General features: G+C 72.9%; 13 protein-coding genes. 6 read left to right on the top strand and 7 right to left on the bottom strand.

Going from position 1 to position 13219, the window contains the following annotated elements:
- Positions 1–53: 53 nt before the first annotated feature.
- From ACWEBX_RS27875 to ACWEBX_RS27885, 3 genes are all read right to left on the bottom strand, one after another.
- The gene (locus tag ACWEBX_RS27875) at positions 54–806 is read right to left on the bottom strand and encodes an anti-sigma factor (protein ID WP_451887549.1); all 753 of its coding nucleotides are present in this window, start codon (positions 804–806) and stop codon (positions 54–56) included.
- Positions 803–1387: a sigma-70 family RNA polymerase sigma factor gene (locus ACWEBX_RS27880; protein WP_451887550.1), complete on the bottom strand. Its 585-nt coding sequence runs from the start codon at positions 1385–1387 to the stop codon at positions 803–805. Before ACWEBX_RS27880 ends, ACWEBX_RS27875 begins: the two co-directional genes overlap by 4 nt.
- A 102-nt stretch (positions 1388–1489) precedes the next feature.
- Positions 1490–2083: a sigma-70 family RNA polymerase sigma factor gene (locus tag ACWEBX_RS27885; RefSeq protein ID WP_451887551.1), complete on the bottom strand. Its 594-nt coding sequence runs from the start codon at positions 2081–2083 to the stop codon at positions 1490–1492.
- A 113-nt stretch (positions 2084–2196) separates the two neighbouring features.
- On the opposite strand from ACWEBX_RS27885, the gene ACWEBX_RS27890 reads away from it, so the two are divergent.
- Positions 2197–3195 carry a MerR family transcriptional regulator gene (locus tag ACWEBX_RS27890; protein WP_451887552.1) on the top strand — a complete coding sequence of 333 codons (999 nt, stop codon included), beginning with the start codon at positions 2197–2199 and terminating at the stop codon, positions 3193–3195.
- Between the two features lie 65 nt (positions 3196–3260).
- Here the strand turns inward: ACWEBX_RS27890 and ACWEBX_RS27895 are convergent, their stop codons facing one another.
- The 3 genes from ACWEBX_RS27895 to ACWEBX_RS27905 form a co-directional block, all read right to left on the bottom strand.
- Complete coding sequence (locus ACWEBX_RS27895) at positions 3261–4031, bottom strand: DUF4142 domain-containing protein (protein ID WP_451887553.1); 771 nt, start codon at positions 4029–4031, stop codon at positions 3261–3263.
- A gap of 211 nt (positions 4032–4242) precedes the next feature.
- Positions 4243–5616, bottom strand: a complete 1374-nt coding sequence (locus tag ACWEBX_RS27900; protein ID WP_451887554.1) for a cryptochrome/photolyase family protein — start codon at positions 5614–5616, stop codon at positions 4243–4245.
- Between the two features lie 196 nt (positions 5617–5812).
- Positions 5813–7339 carry an SDR family oxidoreductase gene (locus ACWEBX_RS27905; RefSeq protein ID WP_451887555.1) on the bottom strand — a complete coding sequence of 509 codons (1527 nt, stop codon included), beginning with the start codon at positions 7337–7339 and terminating at the stop codon, positions 5813–5815.
- A 156-nt stretch (positions 7340–7495) separates the two neighbouring features.
- On the opposite strand from ACWEBX_RS27905, the gene ACWEBX_RS27910 reads away from it, so the two are divergent.
- Both ACWEBX_RS27910 and ACWEBX_RS27915 read left to right on the top strand, forming a co-directional pair.
- On the top strand, positions 7496–8011 hold the full coding sequence (locus tag ACWEBX_RS27910) for a MarR family winged helix-turn-helix transcriptional regulator (RefSeq protein ID WP_451887556.1): 516 nt from the start codon (positions 7496–7498) through the stop codon (positions 8009–8011).
- A gap of 156 nt (positions 8012–8167) precedes the next feature.
- Positions 8168–10309: an MMPL family transporter gene (locus ACWEBX_RS27915; protein WP_451887557.1), complete on the top strand. Its 2142-nt coding sequence runs from the start codon at positions 8168–8170 to the stop codon at positions 10307–10309.
- Positions 10310–10458: 149 nt separating this feature from the next.
- Here ACWEBX_RS27915 and ACWEBX_RS27920 read toward each other — a convergent pair whose 3' ends face one another.
- Positions 10459–10626 carry a hypothetical protein gene (locus ACWEBX_RS27920; RefSeq protein WP_339127605.1) on the bottom strand — a complete coding sequence of 56 codons (168 nt, stop codon included), beginning with the start codon at positions 10624–10626 and terminating at the stop codon, positions 10459–10461.
- Positions 10627–10940: 314 nt separating this feature from the next.
- Here ACWEBX_RS27920 and ACWEBX_RS27925 point away from each other — a divergent pair, with 314 nt between their 5' ends.
- From ACWEBX_RS27925 to ACWEBX_RS27935, 3 genes are all read left to right on the top strand, one after another.
- Entirely contained in the window at positions 10941–11423 is a 483-nt protein-coding gene (locus tag ACWEBX_RS27925) for a hypothetical protein (protein WP_451887558.1), read from the top strand.
- 702 nt (positions 11424–12125) lie between these two features.
- Positions 12126–12680, top strand: coding sequence for an NADPH-dependent FMN reductase (gene ssuE, locus ACWEBX_RS27930; RefSeq protein WP_451887559.1), 555 nt, complete (start codon positions 12126–12128; stop codon positions 12678–12680).
- Between the two features lie 90 nt (positions 12681–12770).
- Positions 12771–13219, top strand: a 449-nt coding sequence (locus ACWEBX_RS27935) for an LLM class flavin-dependent oxidoreductase (RefSeq protein ID WP_451887560.1), incomplete at its 3' end; no start/stop codon positions are given.

The raw sequence follows: 13219 nt of genomic DNA on the forward strand, positions 1-13219 counted from the left end.
GCGCGGGACGTGCCGAGTGTTCGTCCCCTCCCCCGAACCGAGGGGACGAACACTCAGACGGGCAGCCCCAGCAGGGCCACCGGCGGGGACGTGGGCCTCGGGGAGCCGCCGGCCGGTTCCACGGTGATTCCCATGCCGGACGCGCCGTCGACGGAACCCTTCATCAGGACGGCCTCGCTGGTGCGGCCCGGGTCCATCAGCCCGGCGGACCGCATGGTGCCCGCGTCGTCGAACCAGAGCTGGTAGACCTTGCCGCGGGGCGGCTCCGCCATCTTCGAAGAGATGAACACGGCCCGGTCCCGGCTCCGGGACACGACGACCGTGCCGCTCGCCCCGTCCGCCAGCTTCGCCGTACGTGAGGTCGCGTCGGGGGCCGTGAGAACCGCGGCCACCTGGTCCGAACGCCGTTCGGCCTGACGGGCCTGCTCCCGGGCGTCCTGCGCGCGCTCGTGCTGCCAGGCCGCCGTACCGCCCAGCGCCGCCGCCGCGGCCAGTGCCGCGGCGAGCGCCCAATGCCCGGGCCGGCTCCAGCGGATACCGACGGCCCGGGGAGCGGAGAGGGACAGGGTGCGCGGCGGCTCCTGGCGGACCGAGGTGATCCGCCGCATGACCTGGTCCTTGAGGGCCGGGCCCGGCGAAGCGGTGACGGCCAGGCCGAGTCGTGCGGCCGCGGCACTCAGCTCACGGACCTCCTGCGCGCAGTCGGCGCAGTCCGCGGTGTGCCGCTCGAACCGCTCGCGTTCGTCGTCGTCCAGCGCGTGCAACGCGTACGCGCCGGTCAGTGTGTGCAGGTCGGCAGTGTTCACGCCGTCACCCCCAGACAGTCACGCAGCCGGATCAGTCCGTCGCGCAGCCGGGTCTTGACCGTGCCTAGGGGAGTCGCCAGCAGCTCCGCCACCTCCCGGTAGGTCAGCCCGCGGTAGTAGGCCAGCGTCACCGACTGGCGCTGGAGCTCGGTCAGCGTGCGCAGACAGCGCCGTACCTGCTCACGTTCCAGCCGCGCCTCGACCTGCTCGGTCACCTCGTCGAACTCGGGCGTCCGGTCGAGGAGGGCGGCCTTGTGCTCCCGCGCCGCGGAGGCCTCGACCGAGCGCACCCGGTCCACGGCCCTCTGGTGGGTGAGGGTCAGGACCCAGTTCATCACCGACCCCCGCTCGGGGCGGTAGCGGGCGGCGGTCCGCCACACCTCGACCAGTACCTCCTGGGCGACCTCCTCCGACTGTGCCCGGTCCCGCAGGAGCCTGCGCACGATGCCGAGGACGGGGCCCGCCACCACGTCGTAGAGCGAGGCGAACGCATCCTGGTCACCGCGCGCGACCCGGGCCATGAGATCCGGCAGGTCCGGCTCCGCGGACGGGTTACGCCCGATCTCCACGGCTTCCTTCACAGTGTGGTCCTCCAAGACGCTTCGAACATTTCGGATGTGATCCGAAGCCGGTGGGGCGGCGGATTGGCCCGCGGACCGGAAAGTGACGGCGGACCGCCGTGCTCAGACCTCGGCCACCGGGCGGAGACAGTCGCGGAGCTGGTGCATACCGCGCCGGGAGTGGCTCTTGACGGTGCCCAGCGGCCAGCCGGTGCGCTGGGCGATCTGGGTCTGGGTGAGGTCCTCGTAGAACGCGAGGTGCAGGACCCGGCGCTGCGGCGTCGGGAGCTTGGCGAGCTCGTGCCGGACGACGACACGGTCGAGCGAGGCCTCGGGCCGAGCCCGGGAGTCGTCGGCAAGGGCCAGGAGGGCCCCGGCCGCCCCCACCAGTTCGGTGCGCCGGGTCCGCGCGGACAGCGCGTCGGCGATCTTGCGCCGGGTGATGCCCACGAGCCAGGCCGCCACCGGGCCGCGCTCGGGCCGGTAACCCCGCGCGCCCCGCCACACGGCGAGGAACACCTGCTGGGTGACGTCCTCCGCCTCGCGCGGGTCGCCCAGCGAACGCCGGGCGAGGGCCTGGACGAGGGGCGCCCAGCGCCGGTACGCGGTGGCCAGGGAAGCCTCGTCCCCGTCGACGATCCCACGGGCCAGTTCCGCGTCCGTGATCGCGTCCGCGGGCTCGGCGGTCGGCTGCTCGGCGATCGGATCTGTGCTCATGGCCACGGCTCCTTGCTCCGGGAACTCCCTGTGCGGGGCCCCGTGAAACCGATTGTGTGAACCATGGGACAGAGGCGACAACTCGCATCGTTTCTGCGTCGTATAGTCGCCGTATGGGTGATGGCCGGTCTGATGAGGGGCGGGAACCGGGCGCGGGATCCGCCGAAGCCGGTGTCACCACGGGCGCGCTGGCCCGCCGCCTGGGAGTGTCACCCACCACGCTGCGTTCCTGGGACCGCAGGTACGGAATGGGACCCGCGGTCCGTTCCGGCGGGCGGCACCGCCGCTGGACGCCCCAGGACGTGGCCATGCTCGAGGAGATGTGCCGGCTGACGTCTGCCGGAGTGCCGCCCGCCGAGGCCGCCCGGGCGGCGAAGGGCTGGTCCGACCCCCTGGAGCTGGAGGGCGGGAGCGCGGCCGACGGACCGGAACCCGCGGCGCGGGCGGCCGGAGCGGAGCCCCTCGGGGACCCCCGGCAGGAGTGCAAGGGCCTCGCGCGCGCCGCCGTACGTCTCGACGCACCCTCCGTGGACGACCAGTTGACCGCGCTCGTCGAGCGGCACGGCGTGGTCGTCGGCTGGGAGGAGGTGATGGTGCCGACCCTGCACGCGGTGGGCCGCAAATGGGAGTCCGCCGGGGACCGCTACGTGGAGGTCGAGCATCTGCTGTCGTGGCACATCTCCCGTGTGCTGCACCGCGCTTCGGGGCCGGTCGGGCCCAAGTCGCCGGCCACGGGCGGGGGACCGATCGTGCTGGCCTGCGTGCCCGGTGAGCAGCACTGCCTTCCGCTGGAGGCGTTGCACGCGGGGCTCGCCGAACAGGGCCTGCCCACGCGGATGTTCGGCCCCGCCGTGCCCCCGGAGGCGCTGACCGCGGCAGTGCGGCGGCTGGGGCCGGTCGCCGTCGTGCTGTGGTCGCAGACCCGCTCCACCGCCGACCGCCCCCTGGCCCGGCACATCGCGAGCACCACCTGGGGAGTCAAGGGCGCCCGCGGGCGGCCCGCCGTCCTTCTCGGCGGCCCCGGCTGGGCCGGACGTCCGGAACAGGGCATGCTCCGGCCGCCGGGACTGAGGGAGGCGCTCACCTCCCTGGTGAGCCTGGCCGAGGGCTGAACAGCGGAACGGCCGCCCTCGCGAACTCTCGCTCGGGCGGCCGCCGTTCACCTGACCCGCGGTGTTCAGCCCACGGTCGGCGTCGGCGAGGGCAGCGCGGCCCCTCCCGCGGGCAGCGAGGCCCCGCCCGCGGGCTGGGACGTCCCGCCCGCCGGCGGCGTCAGGACGACCTCCGGCTCGCCGGGCTGCGGCGGGGGAGGCGTCAGATTCACCGCGGGCATCTTCGGGACGGTGGTCTCCTGGATGATCACCTGGTCGAAGTTGACCAGGCCGGTCTTCTCCATCACGGTGATGTGGTCCAGGACGGTGTCGTTGGCCTGGTCAGCGAGCTGCCGTACGAGAGTGTTCTCCGTCGTGGCGCGGATCTTCGCCACGGTCGAGAAGATCTGCCCGTGCGTGATGCGCAGGATGTTGGCGAAGTCGGTGTCGAACTTCGTGCCGGAGTCCCCGCTCAAGGTCGCCACGAAGCCCTGCTGCTGCGGGGACGGCTTGTTGGGCAGGGTGATGCCGAGTTCCTTGGCGACCTTGCGGCTCGTGGCGTCGAGACCGGCGTGGCCCGAGATCAGGTGCTCACCCGCCGTGCGGACCGCCGGGCTGGTCCCTTTCTGCAGGGCCAGTTGTCCGACCGGGTACTCCCACAGTCCCGCCGCGCGCACCTTGACGACGAAGTCGCGGTCGGCCTCGGTCAGCGGCCCCGAGGACGGATTGGCGATGATCCGGACCGGGGCGGCGGACGTGGTCTGGATCCCCAGCATGGCCGGATAGGCGAGTGCGGCCAGGGTCAGCGTCAACGCACCGGCCACGAAGAGGGTTCCCACGTTCCGTGTAATGCGCATTGAACAGCCTCCTGGGGGCGGGTGCGGCGGTTCCGGGGCTGTTGCCCCCGGGGTGGCCGCGCGATGGATCCGGTGCGCACGGATCCGGTACGAGTGGTTCGGACGACCATCAGTACGGCGGCGCACCGATGAGGAATCTCTACAACAGGTAAAATCCTCGGCAGTTTATATTCGGTTCCGCTCGTTCGTGCACGCGGCCATGGCGGTGCCGTCAGTCCAGGCCACGGGCCCTCTTGAACCGGGCCAGGCCCTCGGACAGGTCGACGATCGGGTCCGGGTAGTCGCACGCGGCCCGGTCCAGGCCCTGGAGCTTCCACGGTTCGTGCACGGCGTGCCCGGCGATCCCGGCCAACTCGGGCACCCAGTACCGGACATATGCCCCGTCCGGGTCGTAACGCCTGGCCTGGGTCAGCGGGTTCAGGACGCGGTTGGGCCGGCTGTCGGTGCCCGTTCCCGCCATCCACTGCCAGTTGAGCTGGTTGTTGGCGACATCGCCGTCCACCAGCAGGTCCAGGAAGTGCCGGGCCCCGACCCGCCAGTCCACGTACAGCGTCTTGACGAGGAAGCTCGCGGTGAGCAGGCGCCCCCGGTTGTGCATCCAGCCCTCGTGGCGCAGTTGCCGCATCGCCGCGTCCACCACCGGGTAGCCGGTCCGTCCCTCCCGCCAGGCCTCGATGTCGTCCCGTGCCTCGGCCCCCGAGCGCCAATGGTCGTGCCGGGAGCGGTAGTCGGCGGCGGACGCGTCCGGCCGCGCGGCCAGCACCTGGTGGTGGAAGTCGCGCCAGGCGACCTGCCGTACGAACGCCTCGGCACCCGGACCGCCCGCGCCGCGCGCCCGGTGCACCAGCTCGGCCGCCGACAGCGTGCCGAAGTGCAGATGAGGGGAGAGCCGGGAGGTCGCGTCGCCGGGCAGGTCGTCGTGGCGGTCCTCGTACGCCGCGATCCCGTTGCGCAGCCAGGCCGTCAGCCGCTTCCTGGCCTCCGTCTCGCCGCCCCGGGCCAGACCCTCGGACACCCCGGACACGTCCGAGCGCGAGGGGACCGCCTCCGAACCGACGCCGTCCGGCACCCGGACGGTCCGGGGAGCCGCGAGCGGGTCCCGCAACGGCTGCCGTTCCCAATGCCGGTGGTACGGCGTGAAGACGGCGAAGTGGTCGGAGGACGCGGGGGTCACGGCGCCGGGAGCGAGCGCGGTGACGACCGCGTCGTGGACGTACAGGCGGCGGCCGTCCGCCTCCAGGGCGGCGCGCAGCCGCTCCTCCCTGCGGTGCGCGTACGCGCTGACCCCCGCCGCGATGTGCACCGCGTCCGCGTCGGTCTCGGCGGCCGCCTTGGTCACCTCGGCGGCCACGTCGCCGGAGCGCACCACCAGGCGCCCGCCGCGGTCGCGGAGCCCGGCGTCCAGGTCCGTCAGACAGTCGGCGAGGAACGCCATCCGGTTCGGGGCGGTGAACCCGGCGTCCGCGACGGCGTCGTCGCGGACGAAGAGCGGCACCACCGCGTCCGAACCGTCGAGGGCGGCCCGCAGCGGCGGATGGTCGTGCAGGCGCAGGTCGGAGGTGAACAGCACGATCGAGACGGTCATGGGGTGGCTCCGGGGCGGTGCTCAAGGGGGTAACGGCGTCGGTCTGCTTCGGCTCGGGGGACTGATGCGGATGCGGTTCGGCCGGTTCGAGTGAGAGGTGCGCCCGTCCCTCGTGGAGGCGAGGTCGGTGACACGGCGCAGAACGGCACGGCGGGACACGGCGCGGCGGGACACGGCGCCGCCGCGGGCCTGCGGGTCAGCGGGTGAGCGCCGGGGCGGCCGCGTCCGCGGGGGCGTTCCTGGCCGCCAGCGCGATGTTCCGGGCCATGCCGCCGAACACCACGGCGTGGAACGGTGAGACGCTCCACCAGTACAGGTGCCCCAGCAGCCCGTGCGGATGGAACAGGGCCCGCTGCCGGTAGCGCGTACGCCCGTCGTCCGTCGCGTCGGCGTACATCTCCAGCCATGCCAGCCCGGGCAGTCGCATCTCGGCCCGCAGCCGCAGCAGCCGGCCCGGCTCGATCTCCTCCACCCGCCAGAAGTCCAGGGAGTCGCCCACCCGCAGCCGGCTCGCGTCCCGCCGTCCGCGCCGCAGTCCCACCCCGCCCACCAGCCGGTCCATCCAGCCGCGCACCGCCCAGGCCAGCGGGAAGGAGTACCAGCCGTTGTCGCCGCCGATGCCCTCGATCACCCGCCACAGGTTCTTCGGCGAGGCGTCCACGGCCAGTTCGCGGTCGTCCGTGTAGAGGCTGCCGCCCGCCCAGTCGGGGTCGGTGGGCAGCGGGTCGCTGGCCGTCCCGGGATACGACGCCGACGACCACCGGGTCGTCACCTGGGCGTCGCGCACCCGCTGGAGCGCCAGGGTCACCGCCGCGTCGAAGCCGATCGGCCGTCCCGGAGGATCGGGAACGTACCGGACGATGTCGTGCTCGCGGCACACGACCTCATGGCGCAGCGACTCGGTGAGCGGACGCGCGATCGACGCGGGCACCGGGGTGACCAGTCCGACCCAGTGACTGGACAGCCGGGGCGTGAGGACCGGCACCGGGAAGATCAGCCTGCGCGGCAGCCCGGCGACGGCCGCGTACCGCCGCATCATCTCCAGGTACGTGAGGACGTCGGGGCCGCCGATGTCGAAGGCGCGGTTGACCTCCGCCGGCATCCCGGCGCTGCCGACCAGGGTGCGCAGGACATCGCGTACGCCCATCGGCTGGATGCGGGTGTGCACCCAGCTCGGCGTCACCATCACCGGCAGCCGCTCGGTGAGATAGCGCAGCATCTCGAACGAGGCCGAGCCGGAGCCGATGATCACCGCGGCGCGCAGCACGGTGGTCGGCACGCCGGACTCCAGCAGGATGCGCCCCACCTCGGCCCGGGACCTCAGGTGCGGCGACAGTTCGGCGTCCGGAACGCCCGCGGGGGTGAGGCCGCCCAGGTAGACGATGCGCCGCACGCCCGCCGCACGGGCCTGTTCGCCGAAGATCCGGGCCGCCCTGCGGTCCGTCTCCTCGAAGTCGTGGCCCGTGCCGAGGGCGTGCACGAGGTAGTACGCGACCTCGCAGCCGCGCAGGGCGTCGGCGACCGATCCGGCGTCCGTGACGTCGCCGCGCACCACCTCCGCCTCGCTTGCCCAGGGATAGTCGCGCAGCTTGGCCGGTGAGCGGGCCAGACAGCGCACCCGGTAGCCCTCGGCCAGCAGTTCGGGGACCAGCCGTCCGCCGATGTAGCCGGTGGCACCGGTCACCAGACACCTGGGGCCGGTGCCGGTCTCCTCGTCGCTCATGGATCCTCCGTCGGTCGCCGCCGGCCCCCCTCGGGGACCGCCTTCGTCCCTGATCCCTTCCACCCGGGCACCGCCCGCGGATGCGCCGGACGGGGCGGCCGCCGGGTGCCGGACGCCCGAACGGGGGAGGCGCCGGGACTTCTATAAGCTGATCACGTGGCCAGACGAGACGACCGCGACGACCGGACGGACGATCCGGACCCCGATACGGGCCCGGACCGGGCCGGGGCGACGGATCTTCACTCCTTCGCGGTCGAGCTGCGCCGGCTGAACGGCGAGATCAACCGGCTGGTCCACGGCTTCGCCGGGGAACACGGTCTGCACGCGACGGACGTACTGGCGCTCGCGGCGATCCTCGACGCCTCCGAGCCGCTCACCCCCGGCCGGCTGCGCGAGCACCTCGGACTCACCTCGGGCGCGGTCACCGCGTGTCTGGACCGGCTCGAACGCGCGGGTCACATCCGGCGCGTCCGGGAGAGCCCCGACCGCAGGGTGGTCCACCTCCATTACGACCCGGACGCCAGGTCCGCCGCGCGCGCCCACTTCCGGCCGCTCGCCGACGTCACGGCGAGCGTGCGGTCCGGTTTCAGCGAGGACGAGCTGTCCGTGGTCCTCCGGTTCCTGGCGGCGATGAACGAACAGCTCTCGGCCGTACGGTCACCCGGCCGCTGAACCCGCCGGCGGACGCCTGCGACCGCACCCCCTCCGACGCATCCGAACGGCCCCCGGGACCGGAACCCCGGGCATGGTCTACGATCTGGCCGCAAGATATCTCAATGATTGAGATTGTCATTCATTAAGACACCTGACGGCGAAACCTGGAGAACGATGTCCCTCACCCCGCGACGAGCCCTGTGGCTGATCCCCGTCGTCCTGCTCGTCGCCTGGCTCGGCATCGGAGGCACCCTCGGCCCCTACGCCGGCCGGCTCGGCGAGGTCTCCACCAACGACCAGGCCGCTTTCCTGCCGCGCAGCGCCGAGTCCACGAAGGTGGTGGCTCAGCAGAAGGCCTTCCAGCAGGACGGGACGCTGCCCGCGATCGTCGTGTGGACCGTGGACGGTGACACCTCCACGGCCACGGCCCGGCAGTCCGCCGCGACCCGCGCCCTCGCCGCCCTCGCCGGCACCCCCGGTGTGGTCGGCCGGCCGTCCCCCGCCCTGCCGTCGGACGACGGCAAGGCGCTGGAGGGAGTCGTCCAGCTCAGGCCCGACCTCGGCAAGCGGCTTCCCGACACCGTCGACCGGATCCGTACCGCCGCCGAGGGCGTTCCCGGAACGACCGCGTGGATCGCCGGACCCGCGGCCAGCCAGGCCGACCTCGGCGACGCCTTCGCCGGGATCGACGGACTGCTCCTCGGGGTGGCCCTGGCGACCGTCCTCGTGATCCTGCTGCTCGTCTACCGCAGTGTGCTGCTGCCCTTCCTCATCATCCTCGGATCGGTGTTCGCGCTCGGCCTGGCCTGCGCCGTCGTCTACGTCCTCGCCGACCACGACGTCGTACGCGTCGACGGCCAGGTGCAGGGCATCCTCTCGATCCTCGTGATCGGCGCCGCGACCGACTACGCGCTCCTGCTCAGCGCCCGCTTCCGTGAGGAACTGGCCCTGAGCGCCGACCGGTTCACGGCGGTCCGGGCGGCACTGCGGCAGTCCTGGGGCGCGATCGTCGCGAGCGCGGGAACCGTCGCCCTCGGGCTGCTGGCGCTGCTGCTCAGCGATCTGACGAACAACCGGTCGCTCGGTCCCGTGGGTGCCATCGGCGTGGCCTGCGCCGCGCTGAGCTCGCTCACCTTCCTGCCCGCCGTCCTGGTGCTCCTCGGGCGTGCCGCCTACTGGCCGGCCAAGCCCCGTCCTGCGGGCGGGGTGAGCACCGGCGACGGCATCTGGAACCGGGTCGCGGCGCTGGTCGACCGCGCACCGCGCAAGGTCTGGGCGATGGCCCTGGTCGGGCTCCTGGCCTGCGCGGCCTTCGCGCCCACCCTGACCGCGAAGGGCATCCCGCTCGCCGAGACCTTCGTCAACGACGCGCCGTCGGTCGCCGCGCAGGAGACCCTCGGGCGGCACTTCCCCGGCGGTTCCGGCAACCCCGCCGTGATCATCGCGAACGCCGACCGCGTCGCACAGGTCACGTCCGCGGCGCGCGCGACGGACGGCGTCGCGGCGGCCGCCGCGGTGACGGGGTCCGGGCGGCCCGGCGGGGGAGCGCCCCGGATCGTCGGCGGCCGCGTCCGTGTCGACGTCACGCTCCGGTCGGCCGCGGACAGCGACGCGGCGAAGGCCACGGTCGCCCGGCTGCGCTTGGCGGTGCACGCCGTACCGGACGCCGACGCGCTCGTCGGGGGCTACGCGGCCCAGCAGTACGACACCCGGCAGACCGCCGAACGCGACCGCGCGCTCATCGTGCCGGTGGTCCTCGCCATCATCCTGGTGATACTGACCGTCCTGCTCCGCTCGCTGCTCATGCCGCTGCTCCTGGTGGCCACGGTGGCGCTCAACTTCGTCGCCACGCTGGGCATCTCGTCGCTCGTGTTCCGGCACGGGTTCGGCTTCACGGGCACCGACGCCTCCGTGCCGCTGTACGGCTTCGTGTTCCTGGTGGCCCTCGGCGTCGACTACAACATCTTCCTGATGTCGCGGGTCCGCGAGGAGTCGTTGCGCCACGGGGTGCGCCAGGGTGTGCTGCGCGGCCTCGTCGCCACCGGCGGGGTGATCACCTCGGCGGGCGTGGTGCTGGCCGCGACCTTCGCCGCACTGTCGGTGATCCCGCTGGCCTTCCTGGTGCAGATCGCCTTCATCGTCGCGTTCGGCGTCCTGCTCGACACCCTGGTCGTCCGCTCCCTGCTGGTGCCCGCCCTGGTCCGTGACATCGGGCGCCGGGCGTGGTGGCCGGGGGCACTCAGCCGCGAGCGCGGTGCCGATCCCGAGCGGACGCCCGCACCCGGGGCCCGGGGGGACGAGCGCGTCGAGGTCTGAGCGGACGGGCGCGCCGAGGTCTGAGAGGCCGGGCCGGAGCGAGCCCGGTCCGACCCGACGGGGTTCGGCCGCACCGAGTCCATCGGTTCCGGTTACACGACGGTGCCCCCGCGCGGCTCGCGCGGGGGCACCGTCCGTCGTGGTCCGGCTCAGTCCTCGTCGCCGGCCGGAACGACCACGAGGAAGGCGTCCGAGTTCAGGTCCATCACGACCGTCGCCTTCAGGCCCTCGGTCCTGCGCCGGGCCGCGTACTCCTCCGCGGTCCAGGATCCACGCGGAGCCCCGGCGGGAAATCGTTCCAGCACCTTTGTGCCCATGGCGGCAGACACCTCCAGCTCGGACGGCGGACCCGGAGCGGCGGGTCCCGTGGACTCCGCTTGCCCGGGGGCGGCCGGTTCAAGCGTACGAAGGGAAGCGAGCCGCGCCCTTCCCGACGTGACGTCAGGAGAGTGTCCTCGGCCCGCGACCGGACCGGATCGCGGCAACTCCCCGTCACCAGCGGCTCGTTCACCCGGAAGGAATAGTCGGGGCAAAGCCTGCTGCGGGCTGTTGATCTCCGCCGCCGCGAATCCGAGACTGTGTTGGCCGCACGTCCATACCGGGGCGCGCGGGAACGGGGGGCTGACGGGACATGAACGGACCCATACCTGGCACGGTGGAAGTCGCGGTGCGCCACATCCTCAGTGACAGGACGACCGGGTTCCTCACCCGGACGCGCAGGATCACCTGGAAGGACAGCCTGTACCGGGTGCGTCGGCCGGCGTCCGGCACACAGAGCGTGGAGCTGATCTGCCCGGTGTGCGATGCCTCCCTGCTCGCCGAGGTCCGCACCGAGGCCCGTACCCGCCGGACCGGCGCCGTCCTGCTGGTCCTGGCCGCCCTGAGTGTCGTCGTCTTCGTCGCGGCGTTCGGCTACGCCGTCCACGAAGGCGGCCGCACGCTCCCCGAGGGCCAGTCGCTCCCGGTCTTGTTCCCCGTCAGTGTCGTCTCGATCTTCGTCACGTTCGTCGCCGCTCCGGTGCTCTTCTCGCGGGGCCGCCGCCACAACGGCGTCTCCATGCTGGACGCCCCCAAACCGCGTCGGAGGCACGGGATCATGCCGGTACGCGGCTGAGTACCCGGAACGGCGACGCGCGCACCGGGCGAGCGCGGCTCGCGTCCGCTGCCGGGCCAACGCGAGGGCGGCCAGGCGTATGCCCGCGGAACGCCGGTACACGTCACCGTCCGGGATACGAGACCGGACCGCCGTTCCTTGACTGCCCTCGCCCTGGGCTGCGACGATCTCCGCATGACGAAGCGACTGGACCTCACGCGGCGACGCCACGTCGACCTCGCGCGTGTCTGCAGCGCCTTCTGTCGCCGCGAAGTCTGACGACCCCCGACTCCGGGTTTCCTTCGCGCGGGTCCGTCCGCCCACGGTGACTTTCTCCGGCCGTGGTCCGGTGTGTGCTAGTCGTCGGCTCTTGCTCCGGCGCCCGAACTCCTCCTGATCCCGGCTGAGTTCCCGAACGTCGACGCGTCCCGGACTGCCAGGCCCCGCCTGCCGTGCCGCGGTCCGTGCGGCGCTTCGAGACCCGACTGGCGCTCGGGGGCGGAGAGTCCGTCAGGACTCAGGCCCCTTTCCAGCGAGCCACGCGCGGGGAGTGCGAGCCTGGCCCGTCGTCGCCGTTCGCTCACCGCTCCCCGGCAGTCCGTCGTCCCGGACCGCCGGTCACGCCCGCTCACCCGGAACCCGGGTCACGGAATCCACCCGCGAGCCCGCTCACGGCACCCACCCGGAACCCGTCCACCGGAACCCGTTCACGAAAGAGGACTCATGGCCACCGTCCTGTCCGTCTCCGGCAGCCCCTCGGTCTCCTCCCGCACCGCCAAGCTCCTGCGGCACCTCGACACGCGGCTCGCCGCACAGGGCCACGAGGTGATCCCTCTCGACGTGCGGACGATCCCCGCGGAGGCGTTGCTCGGCGCGGACTTCCAGCACCCGGCCATAGTCGAGGCGACCGAACTGTTCGCCCGTGCCGACGGAGTGGTCATCGGCACCCCCGTCTACAAGGCCGCCTACTCCGGCGTCCTGAAGGCCCTGCTCGATCTGCTCCCGCAGTACGCCCTGACCGGGAAGACCGTGCTGCCCCTGGTGACCGGAGGCAGCACCGCCCATGTGCTCGCCCTGGACTACGCACTCCGTCCGGTCCTCAACTCCATGGGGGCGGCCCATATCGTGCAGGGCTGGTTCACCCTCGACAAGGACATCATCACCGGCCAGGACGGGAGCGTCACCGTGGCGCCGGGCAGCGCCGAGGCCCTGGCCCAGGTGGTGGACCAGTTCTCCGCGGCGCTGGGCCGCATCCCCCTGCTCGCCGCGACGGGCTGACGCTCCCCGGCCGAGATCTCCCGGCGGCCGGCCCCGGCCGACGCCGGCCCCGCCCGGACCCCTCAGGCCCCACGATCGGAGAACGCCGCCGTGTCCCTCACCTTCCACTGGTTCCTGCCCACCAACGGCGACAGCCGCGATGTCGTCGGTGGCGGTCATGGCACGCCCGCCACGCCGTCGGGACGGGACCGGCCGCCGACGGTCGCCTATCTGAGCCAGATCGCCCGCGCCGCGGAGGACCTGGGGTTCGTCGGCGCCCTCACCCCCACGGGCGCCTGGTGCGAGGATGCGTGGCTGACGACCGCGATGGTCAGTCAGCACACGGAGCGGCTGAAGTTCCTCGTCGCCTTCCGGCCGGGGTTCCTGTCGCCCACACTCGCCGCGCAGATGGCCTCCACCTTCCAGCGCCGGAGCGGCGGACGGCTCCTGCTGAACGTGGTGACCGGCGGCGAGAGCCACGAGCAGCGCGCGTACGGCGACTTCCTCGACAAGGACGCCCGCTACCGTCGTACCGGCGAATTCCTGGAGATCGTCCGGGA

Source organism: Streptomyces sp. NPDC005070 (assembly GCF_053600395.1).